Source organism: Micromonospora sp. AMSO12t, assembly GCF_008806585.1.
Lineage (GTDB): Bacteria > Actinomycetota > Actinomycetes > Mycobacteriales > Micromonosporaceae > Micromonospora > Micromonospora reichwaldensis.
This window is the reverse complement of the sequence record NZ_WAAS01000040.1, coordinates 1-23,652: the sequence shown is the minus strand read 5'-3', so window position 1 is coordinate 23,652 and position 23,652 is coordinate 1. Positions and strand designations below refer to the sequence as shown.

The following is a 23,652-nucleotide window of genomic DNA, read 5'->3' as shown; positions in this document are numbered from 1 at the left end:
CCGGCGGGCCTGGCCACGTCACCGACGGGCCGGGTGGGACGGTCCGCTCACCACCCGCGGCACTGGCCGGACGTCGGGCCGCCGACCGTGTTGGCCACCCCGTTGTCCACCGGTGGCGGCTGGTTGCCGACGCACCGCAGCGGCCCGTCGATCCGGTTGCCCGACACCACGACCGGCGTGCCGCCGGTGCGGCTGTCGACCACGCTGACCGGACCGGTCACCCGCGTCCCGCTGATCAGCACCGAACCGGTGACGCCGGCGACCGACAGCGGGCCGTTGACCGTGCTGCCCGTCAACTCCACCACCGTGGACCCGGTGGCGGTCACCGGGCCGCTGACGCTGGCGCCGAGCGCGATCAGGCCCGCGCCCTTCGCGACGTTGACCGGCCCGAACACCGTGGCACCCGGCGCGAGGCAGGTCACCCCGCCGTTGACCGGCAGCGGACCCCGACGCTCACCGCTGACGACCTGGCCGCAGGTCTGGTCGGTGACCTCGAGCGTCACGGGCAGCGTCGAGAGCCGGTTCGACGGATCGTCGCTGGTGACGCAGAGCTGGGCCCGGTACGTACCGGCGGCCAGGCCGGTGCTGTCCATCGAGAGCGTCACCTCGGTGGACTTGCCGGCGCCGGTGCCGGCCGACGTCCGCGACGCCGTCAGCCACGGCACCTCGTCGGGCGTCACGCACGGCTGCAGGTCGGGCAGCCGGACGTGGGTGATGAACCGGGCCGCGCCCTTGTCGTTCTCGACCTCGACCAGGCGGCCGGAGCGGTCGATCTCGTGGACCCCCTTGGAGCTGGTGGTCAGGATGTTGCCGTTACCGAGCGGGTGGACACCCTGGTAACCGCTGCCGCCGGGCGGCGTGTAGACGCCGATCAGCTTGCCGTCGCGGTCCATCTCCCAGACCCCGGGGGCGGAGCCGCTGCCCCAGCTCGCCGCGAGCACGTTGCCGTTCGGCATCTCCGCGAGCTGGCCGGGCCAGCTCAGCCCCTCGAAGAAGCGGGCGTTGGCGGCGGAGCCGTCCTTCTTGAAACTGTGGATGGCGTCGCTGTCGCTGCCCGAGACGAGCATGTCGTCGCCGCGGAACAGGATGCCCCACGGTCCCTTCAGCCCATCGGTCCCCGGCGCGACGAACGTGCCCAGGTACTTGCCGTCGGCGTCGAACTCGACCACCGAGTTGGCGTTGCTCTGGGACGCGACCGTCACCAGCACGGTGCCGCGCGGCGAGAGCGCGATACCCCGGGTGTTGGTCATGATCTTCGGATCGTCCACGCCGCCGGCGGGCGCGAAGATCCGCCGGAAGCTGCCGTCCAGGGCGTGTTCGGTGATCACCGAGTTCAGCTGGTCGGACATGAGGAAGCCGCTGCCGTCCGGCTTGGCGATGACCTGGAACGGTGTGTAGAGGTTGCTGGTCGGGTCGAACTTGAAGTGCGGGATGAACTGCGGGTCGATCTGCTTTCCGGTCTGCGGATCGAACGCCATCACCCCACGGGTGGCGCTTGCCGAGTTCGGGATCAGCAGGACACCGTTACGCAGGAGCCGGATCCGCTCGTCGTCCGGCCCGGCGTCCGGGTCGTCCAGCCGCCAGTCCAGCACGCCGTGCCCGGCGTTGCGTACCGCGAACTTCTGGCTGGTGACCAGCCCGGCCGGCTGCCGCGCGGAGATCGACTTGGGCGCCACCTCGATCTTCGGTACCGGCACCACCGTCAGTTCCAGCGCGATCGTCGTCGTCGGCTGGTCCTGGTCGTTGCTGGCCAGGCACAGGTTCGCCTTGAACACGCCGCCGTCGTCCAGGCCGGTCGAGTCGAGGGTGATCTGGATGTCCTGGCTCTTGAACGCACCCAGTGTGCCCTGCGCCGGGGTCACCTTGACCCAGGTCGGCCAGTCGCAGTCGTCGCCGTCGCCGGTCGCCCGCCAGGTGAGTTCGGCGCCGCCGGCGTTGCCCACCTTGACCGTGTGGGTCTCGTTCTGCGCGACGTCCATGCTGGAGCTGAGCGCGGTCTTGTCCACGGTCAGGTCCGGGGCCGCGGGAAGGACGGCGACCGGGAAGTGCGCCTGGGCGATCGGCTGCCCGTCCGGCGCGTGCCGGGCGTCGGTGGTCAGGTCGATCGCACCGAAGAGCCAGTTCTTGCGGGGGGTCCCGGTGACGTCCAGGGTGATGGTCAGCTCCTGGCTGGCGCCGGGCGCCAGGGTGAACTGCGTCGGCGCGACCGTGATCCGCGCGCCGGCCGGGGCCTGCGGCGTCGCCTGGTAGGTCGCGGCCACCTTGGCCACGCTGGACACCGTCCGGGTGAAGGTGCAGACCTTGAGGCAGTGGTGCTCGACCACGGCCGGCAGGTTCAGCGTCTGCGGGTCGCCACCGGCGTCGGGGTTGGCCGCGACGAAGTTCGCGGCGGTCTCGTCGAGCACGATGCCGGTCCGGGCGGCCTGGGCCAGGTTGATCCGGCCGGAGCCCATGTCGAACGCGTCGGCCGACGTGCGGCCGTCCTCCTTGACGACGCCGTCGCGGTCCGCGGTGACCGCCAGCGCGGAGCGGATCCGCGTCGGCGACCAGTCGGGGTGCAGCGCCGCCAGCAGCGCGCCGGCACCGGCGACGTGCGGCGACGACATGGACGTGCCCTGCATGAAGGCGTACGGGGCCGGGTTGTCCTTCGTCGCCATGGTGGCGGCGAGGATGTTGCGGCCCGGGGCGGCCACGGTGGGCGCGAGCATGTCGAACTTGCTGGGTCCGCGCGAGCTGAAGTCGGCCACGACGTCGGTCCAGTCGCCGTCGCGCAGCACCTCGCTGCCGGGGTCGACGCGCACGGTGACGGGGCCGTCGGTGGCCGCCGCGTGGTCGCGCAGCCGCTGCCCGTCGGCGAGGGAGACCATCACGGCCGGGATGGTGGTCCCGGCGAGCGCGCCCATCGTGATCGGCGGACCGCTGTACTGGTTGTGCACGACCACTCCGGTCGCGCCGGCGGCGGTGGCGTTCTTGACCTTCACGGAGAAGTCGCAGCCGCCCCGGGGCAGCAGGGCGACCCTGCCGCTGAACGCCGCTGCCGGGAACGGAAGACAGGCCTGCACGTTGTCCGCGTCGACGGCGCCGGAGTACCGGATCGCACCCTCGATGGGCGGGTTCGGCGAGCCTTCCCCGATCACGGCGGCGATGCCGGTGAGCGCGGCCGGGACGGGCGTCGGGCCCGTCACGTCGAGCCGGTGGGCGATGACCCGCTCGTGGCTGACCGCGGCGACGGACATGTTCCACGGCGCGGTCTTCGCGACGGTGCTGGCGCCCGGGCCGCTGTTGCCGGCGGAGGCGGCGACGAAGATGCCGGCCGAGTACGCCTCCAGGAACGCCTGGTCGACGAGGTCCTTCCAGGGGTCGTCGCGACCCGAGATCGAGTAGTTGAGGACGTCCACGCCGTCGGCGATCGCCTGGTCCACCGCCGCGATCGTCGCCGAGGAGAGGCAGCCGATGGCCATGCAGACCTTGTAGGAGATGACGTTGGCCCGCGGCGCGACCCCGGAGACGGTGAGCTTGTGCGTGCTGGTGCCGACGGTCATGGTCGCCTCGTGCCGGTTGCCGGCGGCGGTCGAGGCGGTGTGGCTGCCGTGGCCGTTGTCGTCCCGGGCGTCGGTGCCGACCATCGACCAGGCGCCGATCAGCTTGTCGTTGCAGATCGCCTTGTGCTGGGGGTGGCTCGGGGCGCAGACGCCGACGTACCTGCCCGCGCCGTACGGGTTGGTGTGCCGGTAGCCGTCACCGTCCACGGCCGCGAATGACGGGTGGTCGGGGTTGATGCCGGAGTCCAGGATCCCGACGATGGCGCCCTCGCCACGGGTCCCGACGTTCTCCGCCGTCCGGCCCTCCCACACCGCGGGCGACTGGATCAGCGCGTTGCTGGTGTCGGTCGTCAGTTCCAGGATCTCGTCGGGTACGACCGCCCTGACCCCCGGCAGGCCGGACAGCTGCGCCGCCTCGTCCGCGCTGAGCGCCACCGCCAGTCCGTTCACCACGTTCCGGTAGGTGTGGGCGACCCGCACGGAGCGCCCCAGGACGGCCTCCATCTCGTCCACCACGGTGTCCTGCCGCTGCGCCAGTTCCCTGGCGTAGGGGGTGCTGGCCGCGGACCGGGCGTCGGTCCTGCCGGCGCGCGCCCCGGTGCCCCGGGTGGCGGCCATCAACGACGGCTTGTCCAACTGCACCAGCCAGAGCCCGCTCTTGGGTTGCGGCAGGCCGGACGCCGGGCGGGGCGGCGCCTCGGGCGCCTGCCGGGTGGCCGGCAGCGGCGCGCTGGAGGGCGCCGCGGCAGCGGACACGGGGGCCGCGGCGAGCAGCATGGTGCTCGCCGCCACCGCCGCGACCAGACGGGCCGGTGTTCGCCGACGGGAGGGGAACGTTCTTCGGGAGGGATGCTGTGCCACAGGTGAGCTCCTAAGTCACTGAGCGGCGCGATCGGTGCTGTCTCGCTGCCTGGCCAGAGCCGGGGAGTGCTCGGTGCGGCTGGGTGCGATCGTGTGAAACCTAGGTGATCACCGTGACCGAGGCAATGGCGTCCGTCCATCCGTACGCCGCACCGGGCCAGCGGCGCCGACGCCAGGTCAGCCGGAGTCCCCCCGGTTCCGACGGTCGTGCCGGGCTTGCCGGACTTGCCGGAGCGGGTCCTCATCGTCAGGTGAGTTCGGACAGCCAGCGCTCCAGCTCCGCCGGGGAGCGGAACAGCAGCACCGGTGGCCCGGCCGGATCGGCCTGCCAGGCGCGCATCCGCCGCCGGGCCCGGCCGAACGCGGTGACGTGCCACACCAGGATCGACTCCCGGGACAGCACGCTACGCAGCGACTCGCGGTTGCCGTTGCAGATCTCCTCGCCGCTGACCAGCCGGTGGGCGGTACGCCGCAGCAGCCGCCAGAAGGAGAGCCAGCGCGGATAGTCCAGGCCGACGACCAGGTCGGCGCGCGCCAGCACCACGTCGCGCCACCCGTGGTACGCCCCGTCGAGGATCCAGCGGTCGCGGCGACAGACCGCCTCGATCCGGCTGCGCTGCTCCGCGACCGGCACCTCCACCCAGCCCGGCTGCCACAGCAGGTCGTCGACCGGGTGCCACGGTGACCCGAGCCGCTCGGCCAGCCGCTCCGCCAAGGTGGACTTGCCGGCGCCGTACACCCCGTAGACGAGGATGCGGGCCGGTGCGGTCATCGCGGCAGCGTACGCCGCCGGTGCCGGGCGGATCCCGCCCCCATCCGGGCGGGTGCGGGCGGACGGCGGCGCCATCGGCTCCGGTCGCGGCGGCGGGCCGGGTCGCCGGCACGGCGGGCCGTGACCGGGGCCGCGCCCCCGGGTCATACACTCATCCCCTGGTCACGCGCCCGGACGCCGCTCACGTGGAGCCGGCCACGCACCGGAGCCGGACGGACGACAGCCGGTCATGGCGCCCGGCGGGGCGCCCGGGCCGGCAGGGGTGGACCGCCGTTCGCGAACCGCGCCGGTCCGCCGCTGGACGGGGCGGACCGGCACTGAAGGGAATGCGGGTGAGGCGACGAGGCAACGGGCCCCGGAGGCTGCGGGGCGCGGCGGGGACGGTCGTCGTCCTCGCCGTCGCGACGGCTCCAGGTGTGGCCGTGGCCGACCCGACACCCGCTGCGGCCCCCGGGACGCCGGTGTGCGAGGTGCGTGGCGGCCGGCTGAGCGAGATCTCCGGCATGGCCGCGACGGACGGCGGCTTCGTCATGATCAACGACGGCGCGGACGACGAGGCCCGCCGCCGCATCTTCTTCCTGGACGACCGGTGCGCCGTCGTGCGGACCGTGTCCTATCCGTCCCGGCCGCGCGACACCGAGGACCTCGCCGTCGGTGCCGACGGCACAGTCTGGGTGGCCGACATCGGGGACAACGACCGGTCCCGGCAGACGATCGCGGTGTGGAAGCTCCCGCCGGGGGCCGACCGGCCGGTCCTGTACCGCATGGCCTATCCGGACGGCCCGCACGACGCGGAGGCCCTGCTCGTGACCGGCGACGACCGGCCGGTGGTCGTCTCCAAGTACTCGGCCAACCTGTACGCCCCGGGCGCCGCCCCGCGCCCGGGTGCGACGACACCGCTGGTGAAGGTGGGACAGGTCCGGCTGCCGGCCTCCACGACGAGCAACCCGTTCGGGGCGCTCGGTCGCACGGCGGTCACCGGCGCCGCCACCGCACCGGACGGGCGTCGGATCGTCCTGCGCACCTACGCGGACGCGTACGAGTTCGACGTGACCGACGGCGACGTGGTCACCGCGTTGACCGGCGGGACGCCACGGATCGTCGCGCTGCCGGACGAACCGCAGGGCGAGTCGGTCACCTACAGCCGCGACGGGCGCTCCCTGCTCACCGTGTCCGAGACCGCCGACCAGCCGCCGGGGACGATGCCCGTGGTCCGGCGCTACCCGCTGCCGGCGGCCGTCGGGTCCCCCGCGCCGCCCAGCACGCCCGGGCCGACGGCCCACGCCGCCGGCGACGGGACCGGCCGCGCCGGCGCCGTGCGGACCTACCTCCTGGCGGCCGGAGCGCTCGGGCTGGCGCTGATCGCCGTGGGCCTGGTCGCGCTGGTCCGCGCGCGGCGGGCCGGGTCGCACTGACCTGCGCGGCGGTACGCCGGGCCGCACTGACCGTCGCACGGCGGCACGGGCCGGGCCAGCCGTCACGGCTGCCGGGGGCGCGCGCCCGGGTCAGGCGCCGTCTCCACGGGACGCGGCCGAGGTGTGGAGGCCGGTGAACAGCGCTGCCAGCAGGTCGCTGCGCGCGTCGATGCCGGCCGCCGAGACCCACTCCTGCCGGGCGTGTGCGCCGCCCCCGGGCGGGGCGAGCCCGTCGACGGTGGGGCGGCCGAGCGCACCCGTCGTGTTGGTGTCGGCGGCACCGTCCGCCGGTCGACCGGCGAGGCGTTGACCGAGGCCGGCGGCGACGCCCACGATCCGGTCGAGCAGGTGCTGCCCCGCCTCGTTTGGCCGCCAGGTGGGCCGGTGCGAGAGCAGTCGGGCGTCGAGCCGGGCGCGGTCGCGTACCGGACGCAGCGACCGCAGGCCGGCGAGGACGGCGTCCTCGTCGTCCGGGTCGGTGAAGCGCAGTCCCAGCTCGACGTGGGCCGCGCCGGCCACCACGTTGGTCCGCCCCCCGCCGGCGATGGTGCCGGTGTTGAGCAGGACCGGCCGGCCCTGCACGAGTGCGCGGACCCGCACGAGCTGGTCGACGAGTTCGTCGATGGCGTTGACGCCGGCGTCCGGGTCGAGCGCGGCGTGCGCCTCGATCCCGGTGACCTCGATGCGGACCCGGGTGCTGCCGCGCCGGCCGGTCTTGAGGTCGCCACCGGGGTGCGGCGGTTCCAGGCCGAGCACCGCGCGGGCCCGGGCCGCCTCGGCCCGGACCAGCCCGGTGGCGGTGGGCGAGCCGATCTCCTCGTCGGCGACGACGAGGACCCGGATCTCGGGGTGCTGGGTGCCCTGCCGCTCGACGCGTGCCGCCGCCGCGAGCAGTGCGACGATCCCGGCCTTGGTGTCGTAGACGCCCGGGCCGCGGACGACGTCCCCCTCGACGGACCACGGCATGCCGGACAGCGTGCCGACCGGCCAGACGGTGTCGTAGTGGGTCAGCAGCAGCACCGGGTCGCCCGGGACCCCTCGCGCCGGGAGGGTCCAGACCAGATGGTCGCCGCTCGGGTGCGGCACCCGGGCGGTGTCGAAGCCGGCGCGGGCGGCGTCGGCGTCGAGCACGTCGGCCAGCGCGGCCAGCGCCCGCCGGTCACCGGTCGGCGACTCGTGCAGCGTGTAGCGGTGCAGCGCATCGAGCGCGGCGCTGGATCCTGAGGACGACATATGCGGACCATATGTTTCACTCGAACGCCTTGTCAACGGGCGCGATCAACGGCAGCATGGGCAACATACGATCGCTATCATCGCAAGGGAGTGGCCGATGACCGCTGACACGCAGGGGATCGTGGCGCGTGACCTCGCCGGGCTCGCCGAGTGGACGGCGGCATCGGCGCTCTACCGGAGCGTCTTCGGTTACGAGGGCCCCGAGCACGCCGTCAGCCCCCGCCTCCTGGCCGCGCTGGGCGAGAACGCAGGGACCGCGGTCGGTGCGTTCGACGAGGACGGCTCCCTCGTCGGTTTCTGTTACGGCTTCACCGGCGTCGAACACGGCGAGCTCTACCACTACTCGCAGGCGGCCGTCGTCGACGCGCGGGCGCAGGGGCGCGGCGTCGGCCGCCTGCTCAAGCACGCCCAGGCCGAGGCCGCACGGCGCGTGGGCGTGCACACGATGCGGTGGACCTTCGACCCGTACGCGCTGCGCAACGTCCACTTCAACCTGAACGTGCTGGGCGCCGTCGGGATCCGCTTCCTGCCCGACTTCTACGACGACGGCGACAGCGACCGGGTCCTGGTCCGGTGGGACCTCGACCGTCCCGGGGGCAGCACTTGGGCGCCGGGGCACGGGCACGCGGCCGTCGACTCGCCCGCCGACGACCGTACCGCCGCACGGGGGCCCGACGACCGGGCGCGGCTGCGCCTGGAGCTGGCCGGCCGGTTCGCGGCGGGCGGGCGGCTCGTCGGCGTCGCGCGGCGGGCGGACACCCCCGGCCGCGTCAGCTACCTGTTCGCACAGGATTGAGGCATGACCACGAAGAGATCGACCCCCTCGGAGCGCTTCGACCGCAACGTGCAGCGCAGGTCCGCGCAGGTGCTCAAGCAGCGGGTCCTGGAGCAGCAGCGCACCGAGTTCGCCAAGGCGCTGGCGTGGGCCGCCGAGCAGGACGCCATCGAGCGGGCCGCGGCGCTCATCGTGTCGGCCCGCCGGCGGTACCTGCTCGGCCACGGCAAGTCGCTCGGCTTCGCGTCCCTGCTCGCCGCCGACCTCAGCGCCGGGCTCTCCGGCGTCCACCTCGTCGACGGCGCGGCACTGCGGCCCCTCGACATGCTCAGCGACATCCGCCAGGGCGACCTGCTCGTAGCCGTCTGCATGGCGCGCTACCGGCGCGAGACCATCGACGTCGCCTCCGCCTACGTCCGCCACGGCGGCCAACTGGTCCTCGTCACCGACGCCGAGGACGCGCCGCTGGCCGAGACCGCCGCCGTCCGCATCGTCATCGGCACCGACAGCGCCTCCTACGCGAACTCCCCCACCTCCGTGGTGCTCGCGCTGCACCTGCTCGCCACCCTGACCATCGCCAGCTCGAAGGGGGCCGGCCGCCGCCTGCGCGAGCGCGACGCCCTCGCCGCCGAACTCGATCTCTACCAGGAGGAAACGTGACCGACCGCAGGCGAGGCGGAGGGGCCGCCCACGAGCCGGCCGGGTACCGGCGGCACGGCGAGGTGACGGTGTGAGGCGGATCGAGGCGGTGGAGCTACGCCGGGTACGGCTGCCGCTCGTGCACCGGTTCCAGACCAGCTCCCACGCCAAACGGGAGCTGGAGCACATCCTGGTCGCGCTCACCGACACCGACGGCGCCGTCGGGTGGGGCGAGATCGCGTCGCCGAGCGGCCCGTTCTACTGCGCCGAGACCGTCGAGAGCTGCTGGGCGGTCGCCCGCGACCACCTCGCGCCGCTGGTCCTGCGTACCGACTGGGAGCACCCGGCGGACCTGGCCGCGACGCTCGGCCGGGTCCGGGGCAACCACTTCGCCCGCGCCGGCTTCGACATCGCCGCCTGGGCCCTGTGGTCGGCCGCCGAGGGCAGCTCCCTCGCGCACGCGCTGGGCGGCACGCGCGGCAGCGTCGAGGCGGGGGTGTCGCTGGGGATCGAACCCACCGTCGACGACCTCCTCGCGCAGGTGCGGCTGCGCGTCGACGAGGGCTACCGCAGGATCAAGCTCAAGATCGCGCCCGGCTGGGACGTCGACCCGGTGCGGGCCGTACGCGCGGCACATCCGAGCGTGCCGCTGCACGTCGACGCCAACGGCGCCTACGAGGACACCCCGGAACACCGGGCCGTCCTGGCCGAACTCGACGGCCTGGGCCTGCTGATGATCGAGCAGCCGTTCGCGCCGCGCGCACTCGTCGCGCACGCCGCCCTGCAGGAACGCATCGACACGCCCGTCTGTCTCGACGAGTCCGTCGAGGAGCTGGACGACCTCGTCACCGCGCTGCGCCTGGGCGCCGTACGCGTGCTCAACGTCAAGGTCTCGCGGATGGGTGGCCTGACCCACGCGGTACGGGCGCACGACCTCGCGCGCGAGCACGGCGTCCCGGTGTGGTGCGGCGGCATGCACGAGTTCGGGATCGGCCGGGCCGCCAACGTCGCGCTGAGCGCGCTCGCCGGCTTCACGCTCCCCTCGGACGTCTCCGGCTCCGACAAGTACTACGCCCGTGACGTCACCACCCGCCCGATCGTGAGCGCCGACGGACTCGTCGAGGTGCCCGCCGCGCCCGGCCTCGGGTGGGACGCCGACCTGACGTACATCGGGGAGAGGACCACCGACCGGCTCGTGCTGCGCGCGGACGGCGCGGCGTGACGGGTCCGTCGCGGCTGACCGGTCGACGGCAGCGCGCTCGGTACCCGGCCCCCGGTGGACGGCCATGGCGACGGCCAGCGTCACCGGCGGGTCGGGCCCGCAAGGTGCTCCCGGTAGTGCACCACCGGCCGGTGAGCTGACCGACCGTGCCGAGATGGTGGGACGCCGTCCCGTGACGGATCACCGTCGTCGCCGGTCCGGCTCGCGGGACGCGTACGGCTTCCGGTGTCCTGCGGACGACGTCCCACCAGTCAGGTCACGAGGTGGGGCTGTTGGCCACGACTCCGATGTCGACCGTGGTGGTCTCTCCCGCCACCACGGACAGGACCGCCGTCTCACCGTTGCTGGTGTAGGTGGTTTCGGAGACCTGCACCACGTCCGAGTCGACGGTGTCGTCGACGCCTACGTTCGGCGTGGTGAACCGCCAACTGCTCTTGTACAGCTGGACTCGGCCGACGTAGTGCTTCGCCGGGACGTCGAAGCGGTAGGTGCCATTGTAGGAGTTGGAGAAGCCGTACTGGTCGTCGTCGTCGACGCTCCAGAAGCTCAGCCCCACGTTGGTGACCAGTGGCTCGCCCGCCTCCCGGATGCCGTCGGCGTCCAGATCGTTCCAGATCACGCCGCGGAGCGTGCCCTTGCCGACAATCTGGAACTGCTTGGTGTCCGTGTTGTTGCCGAGGGCCTGCTCGGACGTCGTGGTGGACACCGTGGCGACGGCCTCGACCGGCACGCCGGTCGGCGCACCGTAGAGGTATCCGGTGAGGTTGACGGCGGGCGCCGACGCCCCGGGGGCCAAGTCATCCACCAGGTCACAAGTGACGGTGGGTGTGGTGAAGCCGCAGGTCCATGCGCTGGTCGTGGCAATCTGCCCGACCTGGAAGGGCTCGGGCAGGGTGAAGACCAGCCGGACCCCCGCCGCGGCCTTGGTGCCGGCGTTGCGCGCCACCGCATCCACCGAGGTCCAGCCGTCGCTGGGCAGGATGAAGCGCTCGCTGGTCACGTCCACGGTCACGTCCGGCACCTTGGGTGCGGCGACCGCCGGGACCACCGAGAACACGACCGAGCCGAGGCCGGCCGCCACGGCGGCGGCCATCTTTACAGACATCATTGATCTCCCCGTGTCGATGAGCATCCACCATAGGTGACACTGTCATCTCGGTCAGCTACGGGGCAGGCGGCTATGGGCGCCCGGGTAGCCTGACCGGCACCATGGACGGTCACCGATTCGCCGTGTCCCGGCTCCTGCCGCCGCCCGGGCTGCCCCGGGCGATCGCGTACCAGTCCGCCATGGTCGCCGTGGGCAGCGGCACGTTCCTCACCGGCAGCATCGTGTTCTTCACCGAGGTCCTCGGGCTCAGCCCGGTGCAGATCGGGATCGGCTTCTCGATCGCGGGCCTCGCCGGGGTGGCCACCTCGCTGCCGCTGGGCGCGCTCGCCGACCGGATCGGCGGGCAGCGGTCCTGGGCCCTCGGCGCGCTCGGCTCGGCGCTGACGTTCGCCGCCTACCCGCTCGTGACGTCGTTCGCGGGCTTCGTGGTGCTGATGGTGGTGGCCGCCGTCACCGACTCGTTCGCCAACGCCGGGCGCACCATCTACACCGCCGCCGCCATGCCGGCCGGGGACCGGGTGCGGACGATGGCGTACGCCCGCTCGTACCTCAACGCCGGGTTCACCGTCGGCACCGGTCTCGGCGCGGTGGCGCTGGCGTTCGACTCCGCCGCCGCGCTCGTCGCCATGGTACTGCTCAACTCCGCGTTGTCACTGCTCAACGCCGGCCTCGTGACCCGGCTCCCGGCCGCGCCGATCGTGCGGCACGAGCGGACGGCCACCGCCTCGCGGTGGGCGGTGCTGAAGGACTTGCCCTACGCGACGAGCGCCGTGCTCCTCGCCGTCATGATGTTCCACTCGGTGATCCTCGTCGAGATCCTGCCGCTCTGGGCGATCACCCACACCGACGCCCCCAAGCCGCTGCTCGGCGCGATGCTGGCCCTCAACACGGTGCTGGTGATCACGTTGCAGGTGCCGGCGGCGCGCGGCGCCGACTCGCTTCCCGGCGCGGCCCGCCTGATCCGCCGGGGCGCCCTGGTCACCGCGCTCGCCTGCCCGCTGGCCGCGTTCGCGGGTCGGACCGGCGGCGGGTGGACCGTCGTCGCGCTCCTCGGCGTCGTGGTGCTGGTGACCACCACCGAGTTGTGGTTCTCGGCGGCGCTCTGGTTCTTCCAGACCAACGTGCCGCCGGCCGCGTCGCGCGGGGTGTATCTCGGCACGGCGCAGACGATCAGCTCGGCGGCGGACATCTTCGCGCCGGTCGGCCTGACCCTCCTCGCGATCCAGACCGGCGGCTGGGGCTGGTGGGTCGTCGCGGCGATCTTCGTGGGCTGCGCGCTGGCCGCCGGCCCGGCCGTCGGCTGGGTCGCCCGGACGCCGCGGACCGGCGCCGACGCCGACGCGCCGCCGCCAGCGTCCACAGAGGATTCCGAGCCGGCCGTACGGCCCACCTCCGCGTGACGTCGGAAGATCGACCGATCCTTGACACGGAATCGACGCGGCTGAAATCCTTCCCGGCGAAGGGGGTCCGATGAGCGCTGAGGACGACGACACCCGGACGTACGCCGTGGTCGTGAACGACGAGGAACAGTTCTCGATCTGGTGGGACGACCGGGAGGTGCCCGCCGGCTGGCGGCGCGAGGGCACCACCGGGACACGCGCCGAGTGCCTCGCCCACATCGACGAGGTGTGGACGGACATGCGGCCCGCATCGTTGCGGCGGTGGATGGACGAGCACGCCGCGACCGGCTGACGCCGCACCGGACGAGGGCGCATGAGCGACAGTTGCCAGCGGTATCCGGCCCTCGCCGTGCAACGCGGGATGGTGCTGCAGACGCTCCGGCAGCCCGCCGGCGGGGTGGACGTCCAGCAGGTCACGATCAGGTGGGACGGCCCGCCGGACCGGGACGCGTTCAGCGCCGCCTGGCAGGCCGCGACCCGGCGGCACGCGGTGCTGCGTACGGCCTTCGAGGTCGACGGTGACCACGGCGTGGCGCAGGTCGTCCGGTCCACCGTGACAGCGGACCTGCGGTGGCGGGAGACGACGCTCGACGACTTCCTCCCCACCGACCGGTGCGAGCCCTTCGACGTCGGCCGGGCGCCCCTGCTCCGGGTCACCGCGCTGAGCGACCAGCACGTCGTCGTCACCTTCCACCACGCGATCCTCGACGGCCGCTCCACCCGGATGCTGCTCGACGAGGTCCTCGCCGACTACGCCGCGCGCCGGGCCGGCCGGGTGCCGGACCCGCCGCGCCGGCCGCCGTTCGCGGACTTCGTGCACTGGTGGGGCACGCGCGATCCGAGCACCGGCGACGCGTTCTGGAAGGGGTACCTCGCGGGCGCCCCGATGCCGCGGGCGCTCCCGGGCCGCCTCGACGCGGATCCCGGCGCGCGGGGCGTGCCCGCCTCGCACGAGGTCGTCGTCACCCGGCCGGACTCCGACCGGCTCCGTGCTGCCGCCGCCGGAGCGGGCGTCGGCGTCAGCGCCGTGGTCCACGCGGCCTGGGCGCTGCTGCGCGGCGGCTACGGCGGGGTCGACGACGTCACCTTCGCGGTCACGAGATCCTGCCGGTACGGCAGCGTCCCGGACGCCGACCGGATCCTCGGACTGCTGCTCAACACGGTGCCGCTGCGGATCCGGCTCGATCCCGAGTGGACGGTGCGCCGGTTCCTCGCCGACGTGGCGGGCCGGATCCGGCGGATCCGCGAGCACCAGCTCACGCCCCTGCACAGCATCCTCGACCAGGCGGGCCTGGCGCCCGACACGCCGCTGCTGGACAGCCTGGTGGTGTTCGAGCGGCAGCGCCTGTCCACCGCCCTGACCGAGGGCGGGCCGGAGGGGGCCCGGCGCTCGGCCCGCGTACACCGGATGCCCGGCTATCCGCTGACGGTGCACGCCTTCGACGAGCCGGAGCTGCGCCTGGGCCTGACGTGGGACGGCACCAGGCTGCTGGACGCCTCGGCGCGGCGGATTCTCGCGCAGTTGCACCGCACCGTGCTCGAGTTGGCGGAGCGGCCGGACGCCCGCCTGGCCGACCTGGATCTCGGCGCCGCCGGGGAGGCGCCGTTGCGCGCCGCCTGGAACGCCACCCGGCGGCCCCACCCCCGCGACGCCTCCGTTCCCGAGGTCTTCGCGGCCCGCGTGGCCGACGACCCGGCCGCCACCGCGCTGGTGGTCGGCGACCGCACCGTCTCCTACGCCGAACTGGACCGGGCTGCGGACCGGCTGGCCTGGACGCTGCGCCGGCACGGGGTCGCCGGGGAGACCCCCGTCGCCGTGCTGCTCCCCCGGGGCGAACCGCTGATCCGGGCCCTGCTGGGCGTGCTCAAGGCCGGCGGGTCCTACCTTCCCGTGGACGCCTCCGCCCCACCCGCCCGGATCGCGGGCCTGCTCGCGGCCAGCGGCACCCGCCTGCTGCTGACCACCGCCGCGGCCGCCGCCGACCTGCCGGACCTGGGCCCGGTCCGGGTGCTGGACGTCGACGCGCCCGCCGGGGAGCCGGCGCCGGCCGGCCCGCCGCCGGGGCGGATCCACCCGTCGCAGCTCGCCGCCGTCCTGCACACCTCCGGCTCGACCGGCGCGCCCAAGCGGGTCGGGATCACCCACCGGGGCGTGGTGCGGCTGGTGACCGGCCCCGACTTCGCCACCCTCGGGCCCGGCGAGCGGGTGCTCCAGTTCGCCCCGACCGCGTTCGACGCGTCCACCTGGGAGATCTGGGGCGCGCTGCTCACCGGCGCCACGGCGGTGGTCGCGCCCCCGGACCCGGTGGACCTCACCCGGCTGACCGCGCTGATCCGCGACGGTGGGGTCACCGTCGCCTTCCTCACCGCCGGGCTGTTCCGGCATCTCGCCGAGGAGGACGTCACGTCCCTCGCGGGGGTCCGGCAACTGCTCACCGGCGGCGACGTGGCCGACCCGGGCGCGGTCCGCGCCGTGCTCGCCGCGCGCGGCGGGCTTCCGCTGGTCAACGCGTACGGGCCGACGGAGAACACGACGCTGACCAGTTGCCACCTGATGAGCGGCGCCGGGCCGGTGGGCGACCCGGTGCCGGTCGGCCGTCCCGTGCCGCAGACCACCGTCCACGTGCTCGACGGCAGCGGGCGGCCGGTGCCGGTCGGGGTCGCGGGCGAGCTGTGCACCGGCGGCGACGGGCTGGCCCGCGGCTACCTCGGCGATCCCGCGGCCACCGCCCGGGCGTTCGTGCCGGACCCGCAGGCGCCCGGCGAGCGCCTCTACCGCACCGGTGACGTCGTGCGCTGGCGCGCGGACGGGGTGCTGGAGTTCCTCGGCCGCCGCGACGACCAGGTGAAGATCCGGGGGTTCCGGGTCGAGCCGGGCGAGGTGGAGGCGGCGCTCCGGGCGCACCCGCAGGTCGCCTCGGCGGCGGTGGGCGTACGGGGCGACGGGCCGGAACGGCACCTGGTCGGCTACGTCACGCCGGCCGGCCCGGCGGCGCCGACCCCGGCGAGCCTGCGCGAGCACGTCGCCGCCCGGCTGCCGGCCCACCTGGTGCCGGCCGGGTTCGCCGTCCTCGACCGGCTGCCGCTGACCGCGTACGGGAAGGTCGACCGGGCGGCGCTGCCGGCACCCGGGCCCGCCCAGGAGGATCCCGACGTCGCCGGACCCGCCTCGCCGACCGAGCACCGGCTCGCCGAACTCTGGTCCCGGCTGCTGCCCGGCGAACGTCCGCCCGCGCGCATCGGGCGGGAGAGCAGCTTCTTCGCCCTCGGCGGCAACTCGCTGACCGCCACCCGGCTGATGTTCCGCATCCGCGAGGCGTTCGGCGTGGAACTGGGCGTGGGCCCGTTCTACCGGGCGCCGACCCTGGCCGCGACGGCGGCGGCGATCGACGCGGCGACCGGATCGGCGCCCGGCCACCGGGGACAGGCGGGGCCGACGCTGCGCCGCCGGGACCGGGTGCCGCACCGCAGCGGTCGGGACCTGCCGGCGCACCTGGCCCGGCTGACCGACGGATGGGCCCTGTGGCGCACCGTCTGCCTGCGGGGGGCGGGCCTCCCGGTCGACCTGCTGGCCCCGCTCGGCGACGCGGAACTCGCCGCCGCCGCCGACCGGGTGGTGGCGGCCCGGGCCGACGGGGAGCCAGCCGGCATCGCCGCCACCGAGGCGGCTTACGCGGCGGCGTACCCGGAGGCGGTTCGCCGGCTCGCGGTCGCGCTGCACACGGTGGCGGCCCACCCCCGCTTCCGCGAGGCGGTGGCCTGGCAGAACCCGCACGCGCTGCGCACCGGCGTCGACGCGCTGCTGCGCCGGGGCCCGGGCAGCCCGACCCGCAACACCAAGCACCGCCAGCACGAGGCGCTGGTCACCAGCTACCTCCAGCGCTACTGCGCCAAGAACGACACCATCGGGTTCTTCGGGCCGGTCGGCTGGGCGCGGATCGAGCCGGGCGGCGGAGTGCGGGTCGACCCCGCGGACCCACCGGCGCTGCTGGCCGGGCGGACCGTCTACCTGGAGGGCTGGGCGGTCGCCGCGGTGCTGGCCCCGTACGCGCAACGGTTGCGCCCGTGGCTCGTACCCCGGCTCATGCCCTTCCTGGAGCTGGCCGGGACGACGCTGCGGGTGCCGCTCGCCCCGCCGGTGGCGCTGACCGACGCCGAGGCGGCGGTGCTGCGCGCCTGCGACGGGGTCCGCGACGCGCACGAGGTCGCCGGGGCCGTGCTGGCCGAGCCGGGTTCGGGACTGCGGTCGACGCGGGAGGTGCACGAGGTGCTGGAGACGTTGGCCGGGGCCCACCGGATCGCCTGGCAGCCGGAGGTGGCGCCGCACGACACCCGGCCGGAGCGGACCATGCGGGCCCGGCTGGCCCAGGTCACCGACGAGGCCGTGCGCGCACCCGCGCTCGCCGCCCTGGACGAGCTGGTCGCCGCCCGGGACGCGCTCACCTCGGCGGCCGGCGACCCGGAGCGGTTGACCGGTGCGATGGCCGGCCTGGAGGCCACCTTCACCCGGCTGGCCGGCGTCCCGGCCACCCGGCGCGCCGGCACGATGTACGCCGGTCGCACCCCCGTCTACGAGGAGTGCCTGCGGGCCGGCACGGTCGGCATCGGCGAGGCGAGCCTCGACGGGATCCGCGACGCGCTCGGCCTGGTGCTGGAGAGCGCACGCTGGTTCACCGCCGCCGGCGCGACGCTCTACCGCCGTCTCTGCGCGGAGATCTACCGCCGCCGGGCCACCGAGCTGGGCACCGACGTGGTGCCGCTGGCCGACTTCTGGCTGCTGGCCGGCGAGGCGCTGTTCCATCCGCCGCGACGGCTGACCGACCTGCTGACCGCCGCGCTGCACCGGCGCTGGGCCGACGTGCTGGCGCTGCCGCCGGACCGGCGGCGGATCCGGCTCACGGCGGCGGAGCTGGCTCCGGCGGTGGCCGCCGCCTTCCCGCCGGGGCGGCCCGGCTGGCCGACGGCGCGGCAGCACAGCCCGGACCTGATGCGGGCCGGCGACGAGTGGGTCCTGGGCGAGCTGCACCCGGGCGTCAACACCCTGCGGTACGCCACCTGGGTGGCCTACCACCCGGAGTCGGACGCGCTGCGCGCCGCGCTGGCGCGGGACGTGGGCGCCGAGGCGGTCTATCCCGCCGAGACCGGCCAGGAGGGTGGCGTGCCGACCAGGCAGAGCAACGCGCTGGCCGGGCCCGACGACGTCCGGTTGGTGTTCGCGCACGACTCGTTCGGGCACGACCCGCGCCGCAGCCTGCGCGTCGGCGAGTGCGACCTGGTCGAGGTGGCCGGCGGGCTGCGGGTACGGTCGCGCGACGGGCGGTTCGACGTGGACCTGATGCACGTCCTCGGCGACGTGGTCGGCGCCGGGCTGTCCCAGCTCTTCCGCGTCCTGCCCCCGGCGGCGCACCAGCCCCGGATCACCATCGACTCCCTCGTGGTCAGCCGTGAGTCGTGGACGTTCGCCGCCGCCGACCTCGCCTTCGCCGACACCCGCGACGAGGCGCTGCGGTTCCGCCAGGCGCGGGCCTGGGCCGGCGCCCACGGCCTGCCCCGTCACGTGTTCCTGCGCTGCGCGGGCGAGCGGAAACCGGTGCACGCCGACCTGACCAGCCTCGCCTCGGTCGACCTGGTGTCCCGGTCGGTCCGCCGGGCCCGCCGGCACGGCGGCGACGACGCCACGGTCGGCGTGGTGGAGATGCTGCCGGCGCCGGACCAGCTCTGGCTGACCGGGCCCGACGGCCGGTACACCGCCGAACTGCGGGTCGTCGCGGTCGACGGGCAGGTGGGCTGAGATGGCCGTGTTCGAGTTCCCGGCGTCGGCCGCGCAACGCCGGATGTGGCTGCTCGACCAGCTCGACCCGGGCCAGCCGACCTACCACGTCGGCTGGGCGGTGTGGCTCGACGGCCAGTTGGACACCGCCGCGCTCGACGGGGCCTGGGCGGCGGCGGTCGCCCGGCACGAGATCCTGCGCACCCACTTCCGGGCCAACGGCGGGCGGCCGATCCAGGTGATCGACGACGACGCCCCCGCGACCGCCATCGAGGTCGTGGCCCTGGACGAGCTGCCCGAGGCGGACCGGGAGGCCGCGGCCCGGGCCGCGCTGCGGGAGCACGCCCGCACCCCGCTGCCGCTGGAGCGTGGCCCGCTGACCCGGGTCAGGCTGCTGCGGCTCGCCCCGCAGCGGCACGTCCTGGCGCTGGTGGCGCACCACGCGATCGTCGACGGCTGGTCGTTGCGGCTGCTCCTCGACGAGCTTTCCGCCGACTACGAGGCGCTGCGCGCCGGCCGGCCGCCCGGCTCCGTCGAGCCGCCCCTGCAGTACGCGGACTTCGCCCTCTGGGAGCGGGAGCACGACGATGCGGGCGGCCACGCCGAGGCGGAACGCTTCTGGCCGGCCGAGCTGGCCGGTGCGCCGCCGGAGGTGCCGCTCCCGGTCGACCACCCGTACCCCGACCGGCTGTCGCCGGCCGCCGCCGAGGTCGCGGTGCCGGTCGACGGGGAGCTGGCCGGGGCGCTGCGCCGCCTGGCCGGGGCGCGGGGCAGCACCCTGTTCACCGTCCTGCTGACCGCGTACGCGGCCCTGCTGTCCCGGTTCAGCGGCGCGGACGACGTGCTCGTCGGCGTGCCCGTGGCCGGGCGCACCCGGATCGAGACCGAGCCGATGCTGGGCCTCTTCGCCAACACCGTCGCGATCCGGGCGACGCTGCACGGCGACCCGACGCTCGCCGAGCTGCTCGACCGGCTGCACGCCGCCACCGCGCGCGCCCAGGCCCACCAGGACCTGCCGTTCACGCGGGTGGTCGAGCTGTGCCGGCCGCAGCGGCAGCCGACGCGGGCGCCGCTGGTGCAGGTGATGTGCACGGTCGAGGAGGCCCTGCCGACGCTGGAGCGGGGGGCGCTGCGCTGGCGGCCGGAGCTGGTGCCCACCGGCACCGGCAAGTTCGAGCTGGAGCTGGCCGCCGTCGCCGGCCCGGACGAGCTGACGGTGCGCCTGCGCTACCTGACCGACCTCTTCACCCCGGACGGCGCGGGCCGGTTGGCCGACGCTCTGGGCGCGATCCTGACCGCGCTGGCGACCGCCCCGCAGACCCGCGTCTGCGACGTGGACCTGCTCTCCCCCGCGACGGCGGACCTCGTCACCCGGGTGTGGCCGGCGGCCCGCTCCGGGTCCCTCCCGCCGCCGGAGTGCACCGCGGCGGCGCTCGTGGCCGACGTCGACGCCGGCGACCGGGTGGTGATCGAGGGCGACGACGCGACCCTGACCGGCGCCGCGGTGCGCGGGCTCGCGGGCCGGATCGCCACCGGGCTGCGCGGGCTCGGCGTACGGGTCCAGGAGACCGTGGGCATCGTCCTGCCCCGGGGAGCGCGTCCGCTCCCGGCGCTGTTGGGCGTCTGGTGGGTCGGGGCGGCGTACCTGCCGCTCGACCCGACCCACCCGCCGGGGCGGCTGCGCAAGATGCTCGCCGACGCCGGGGTGCGGGTGGTCGTCACGGACAGCGGCGCCGTCCCCGCGCCGCTGCTGGCCGAGCTGGCCGCGTCGGTGACCCTGCTGGACCTGGCCGGACCGGAGCCGACCGGCGCGGAGGCGCAGCCGGCGGTACCGGCCGGCGCGGAGGCACAGCCGGTTCTGCCGCCGCCGTGCGCGGTGCCGGCGACGGCGGCGGCGTACGTGCTGTTCACCTCGGGGTCGACCGGCCGGCCGAAGGCGGTCACCGTCACCCAGGGCGCGGTGGCGCACCTGCTGCACGCGTTCCGCGAGATGGTCCCGCTGGGGCCGGCCGACCGGGTCCTCTCGGTGAGCCCGTTCGCGTTCGACATCGCCCTGCTCGACCTGCTCCTGCCGCTGCTGTGCGGTGCGCCGGTGGTGGTCGCCGGCGACGACGACGTGATCGACGGCAACCGGCTGCGGCGGCTGCTCGCCACGACCGGGGCCACGATGCTCCAGGCGACGCCGACGACGTGGCGGATGCTGGTGGCGGCCGGCGGGGTGCCGGCGGGGGTGCGGCTGCGCCTCAGCGGCGGGGAGGCGCTGCCCCGGGCCCTCGCCGACGCCCTCGCGGAGCCGGGCACGCGCCTGTGGAACCTCTACGGTCCGACCGAGACGACCGTCTACTCCACCGGGGCCGAGGTCGAGCCGGGGTCCGCGCCGCCGGACCTGGGCCCGGCCGTCACCGGCAGCCGGGTCTACGTGCTGGACCGGTGGCTGCGGCCGGTGCCGCCGGGCGTGGTCGGCGAGGTCTGCATCGGCGGCGCGGGGGTCGGCCGGGGCTACGCCGACGCGCCCGGCTGGACCGCCGAGCGGTTCGTGCCCGACCCGTTCACCCCCGGCGGCCGGCTCTACCGAAGCGGGGACCTGGGCCGCTGGCTGCCGAGCGGGCGGATCGAGCCGCTGGGCCGGGCCGACCGGCAGGTGAAGGTGCGGGGGTTCCGGGTCGAGACGGCGGAGGTCGAGGCGGTGCTGCGCGGCCACCCGCAGGTCCGCGAAGCGGTCGTGACGGCCGTGTCCGACGTGGCGCACGACGGCGTACGGCTGGTCGGGTACGTGGTCACCGACCCGCCCGCGACCGACCCGCCGGCGGACCTGCCCGAGTACGCGCGCCGGTTCCTGCCCGCGCACATGGTGCCGGCGGTCCTCGTGGCGCTGCCCGAGGTGCCCCGCACCTCCCGCGGCAAGCTGGACCTGAGCGCCCTGCCACCGCCGGGCAGGGGTGCCGGCTCCGGCGAGCCGCCCGTCGCCCCGCGCAGCCCGCTGGAGCGGGAGCTGGCGGGACTGGTGGCCGACCTGCTGGGCCTGCCCGGCCCGGTCGGGGTCGCCGACAACTTCTTCGTCCTGGGCGGGCACTCCGTGAAGGCCACCCAGCTGATGGCCCGGGTCTGGACGACGTACGGGATCGACCTCCCGGTCCGGACGCTCTTCGACGACCCCACCGTGGCCGGGCTGGCCGCCGCGGTCACCGCCGCCGGGGCGGGAACAGGCGCGACACCCGCCGGCGCCGCACCGGCGGGGACCGGCGCACCGGCCGGGCCCGACGGCGCGGGATACCTCGACACGCTGACCGACGACGACGTCGACGACCTCCTCGCCGGCATGGACGGGCCGTCGAGGTGGAACGGATGAGCGGCCCGCCGGAGCCACCGGCCTGGCTGGCGGCGGTGCTCGCCGCGCTCGCCGAGGGCCACGACCCGGCCACCCCGCCGGACTGGCGGCGGCGGGTCGACGTGGAACTCGACCGGCTCGCCGGCCGGGTGCCGTTCCCGGTGGTGCACGACTGGCAGGCGCGCGTGCTCGCCTCGACGCCCGGCGGCGACGCCGGCCGGCTGGTGGGCGACCTGCACCGGCGGGCGCTGGCCGGCGGCCGGGTCGGGGCCGACGAGTGGCGCGGCGCCCTCCGGCCCGCCCTGCGCGAGCTGTACCGGGCCGCCTACCCGTACGCCGAGGCCCGGGCGGTCGCGTACGTCAACGCCGAGGTCTACGCGACCGCCAACGGCTACGGCCCCGACGAGGTCGTCGAGTTCGCCGCGCACTACGCCGACCTCAGCACCGGGGCCAACGCCGAGGCGTTCGCCGACGCCAACGCCATCGCGAACGCCGACGCGCTGGCGGGCGCCCTGGCGCTGGCCGACGCTTCGGCGTACGCCGAGACGTACCCGGCCGCCCTGGTGCGCGCGTACGCCCTGGCGGCGGCGAACCGGGCCGGCGCGACGGGTGCGCCGCACGTGCTGCGGGCGGCGTACGGACGGCTCGCCGACGCACTGGCCGAAAGTCTGAGTCGCGTGTCGGATTGAGGTCCCCGGACCGGCCCGTCGGTCCCTGGTCCCAACCTGTCGAGTCGTCTACTGTGGATCCACTTCGGCCGATGTCAGGTGGCGCATTCAGGTGGCGCGACGGGCCGTCGGGCAATCGAGGGGGCGCACTTGCCGGACGACAAACCGACCCGTGTTCCGGCCCCCGGTCGCGTCCCCCCGGCACGGACACCCGCCGAGGTCGAGCGCCTGCCGGACCGCTCCGGCCTTTTGCCGCTCTCCTTCGCGCAGCGGCGGTTGTGGTTCCTGGAACACCTCGGCAGGGTCGGTCACGCCTACCACATGCCCCTCGCCCTCCAGCTCGACGGCCGGCTCGACCACGACGCGCTGCGGGCGGCCCTGGACGCCCTGGTCGCCCGGCACGAGGTCCTGCGTACCCGCATCGTGCCCGACGGCGCCGAGGCGGCCCAACGCATCGACCCGCCCGGGGCCGCGTTCCCGCTCCGGCTCGACGACCTGACCGGGCACGCCGACGCTGCCGCCGCCCTGGCCCGGCTCCAGCAGGAGGAGAGCACCGCCCCGTTCGACCTGGCGGCCGGCCCGCTGTTCCGGGGCCGCCTGGTCGCCCTCGCCCCGGACCGGCACGTGCTCCTGCTGACGATGCACCACATCGTCTCCGACGGGTGGTCGCTGGGGGTCCTGACCCGTGAGCTGGGGGTGCTCTACGCCGCGTTCCACGAGGGCCGGCCCGACCCGCTGCCGCCCCTGCCGGTGCAGTACGCCGACTACGCCGCCTGGCAACGCCAATGGCTCACCGACGGCACCCTGCAACGCCAGGAAACCCACTGGCGACACACCCTCGCCGACGCACCCACCCTGCTCGAACTACCCACCGACCGACCCCGACCCACCGAACAGAACCACCACGGCGCCCACCTCC

Annotated in this window: 14 protein-coding genes; 10 read left to right on the top strand and 4 right to left on the bottom strand. The window is 75.1% G+C overall.

Features of this window, described 5'->3' with window-relative positions; genetic code table 11:
- Positions 1 to 47: 47 nt before the first annotated feature.
- A complete protein-coding gene (locus tag F6X68_RS09130) occupies positions 48 to 4,334 on the bottom strand; it encodes a S8 family serine peptidase (protein WP_151453845.1) in 4,287 nt (1,428 codons plus the stop codon).
- 316 nt (positions 4,335 to 4,650) lie between these two features.
- On the bottom strand, positions 4,651 to 5,175 hold the full coding sequence (locus F6X68_RS09125; RefSeq protein ID WP_151453844.1) for an adenylate kinase: 525 nt from the start codon (positions 5,173 to 5,175) through the stop codon (positions 4,651 to 4,653).
- Positions 5,176 to 5,597: 422 nt separating this feature from the next.
- Here F6X68_RS09125 and F6X68_RS09120 point away from each other — a divergent pair, with 422 nt between their 5' ends.
- Positions 5,598 to 6,590, top strand: coding sequence for an esterase-like activity of phytase family protein (locus F6X68_RS09120; RefSeq protein WP_225852096.1), 993 nt, complete (start codon positions 5,598 to 5,600; stop codon positions 6,588 to 6,590).
- Positions 6,591 to 6,680: 90 nt separating this feature from the next.
- On the opposite strand, the gene F6X68_RS09115 is transcribed toward F6X68_RS09120, so the two are convergent.
- On the bottom strand, positions 6,681 to 7,823 hold the full coding sequence (locus tag F6X68_RS09115) for a M20/M25/M40 family metallo-hydrolase (RefSeq protein ID WP_151453843.1): 1,143 nt from the start codon (positions 7,821 to 7,823) through the stop codon (positions 6,681 to 6,683).
- 97 nt (positions 7,824 to 7,920) lie between these two features.
- On the opposite strand from F6X68_RS09115, the gene F6X68_RS09110 reads away from it, so the two are divergent.
- The 3 genes from F6X68_RS09110 (at position 7,921) to menC (ending at position 10,459) form a co-directional block, all read left to right on the top strand.
- On the top strand, positions 7,921 to 8,619 hold the full coding sequence (locus F6X68_RS09110) for a GNAT family N-acetyltransferase (protein WP_151453842.1): 699 nt from the start codon (positions 7,921 to 7,923) through the stop codon (positions 8,617 to 8,619).
- Between the two features lie 3 nt (positions 8,620 to 8,622).
- Positions 8,623 to 9,258, top strand: coding sequence for a MurR/RpiR family transcriptional regulator (locus tag F6X68_RS09105; RefSeq protein WP_151453841.1), 636 nt, complete (start codon positions 8,623 to 8,625; stop codon positions 9,256 to 9,258).
- A 70-nt stretch (positions 9,259 to 9,328) separates the two neighbouring features.
- Positions 9,329 to 10,459, top strand: coding sequence for an o-succinylbenzoate synthase (menC, locus tag F6X68_RS09100; RefSeq protein WP_151453840.1), 1,131 nt, complete (start codon positions 9,329 to 9,331; stop codon positions 10,457 to 10,459).
- 256 nt (positions 10,460 to 10,715) lie between these two features.
- On the opposite strand, the gene F6X68_RS09095 is transcribed toward menC, so the two are convergent.
- Positions 10,716 to 11,564, bottom strand: coding sequence for an SdrD B-like domain-containing protein (locus F6X68_RS09095; protein WP_192581338.1), 849 nt, complete (start codon positions 11,562 to 11,564; stop codon positions 10,716 to 10,718).
- Positions 11,565 to 11,668: 104 nt separating this feature from the next.
- Between F6X68_RS09095 and F6X68_RS09090 the strand changes: the two genes are divergently transcribed.
- The 6 genes from F6X68_RS09090 to F6X68_RS09065 all read left to right on the top strand — a co-directional run.
- A complete protein-coding gene (locus F6X68_RS09090; RefSeq protein ID WP_151453838.1) occupies positions 11,669 to 12,967 on the top strand; it encodes an MFS transporter in 1,299 nt (432 codons plus the stop codon).
- A gap of 70 nt (positions 12,968 to 13,037) precedes the next feature.
- A complete protein-coding gene (locus F6X68_RS09085) occupies positions 13,038 to 13,259 on the top strand; it encodes an MbtH family protein (RefSeq protein ID WP_132240715.1) in 222 nt (73 codons plus the stop codon).
- Between the two features lie 21 nt (positions 13,260 to 13,280).
- Complete coding sequence (locus F6X68_RS09080; protein ID WP_151453837.1) at positions 13,281 to 18,758, top strand: non-ribosomal peptide synthetase; 5,478 nt, start codon at positions 13,281 to 13,283, stop codon at positions 18,756 to 18,758.
- Between the two features lies 1 nt (position 18,759).
- The gene (locus tag F6X68_RS09075; RefSeq protein ID WP_151453836.1) at positions 18,760 to 22,086 is read left to right on the top strand and encodes a non-ribosomal peptide synthetase; all 3,327 of its coding nucleotides are present in this window, start codon (positions 18,760 to 18,762) and stop codon (positions 22,084 to 22,086) included.
- Entirely contained in the window at positions 22,083 to 22,754 is a 672-nt protein-coding gene (locus F6X68_RS09070) for a SpcZ (RefSeq protein ID WP_151453835.1), read from the top strand. The genes F6X68_RS09075 and F6X68_RS09070 overlap by 4 nt, the downstream gene beginning before the upstream one ends.
- Positions 22,755 to 22,832: 78 nt before the next feature.
- A partial coding sequence (locus F6X68_RS09065) for a condensation domain-containing protein (RefSeq protein WP_225852095.1) occupies positions 22,833 to 23,652 on the top strand: 820 nt, incomplete at its 3' end.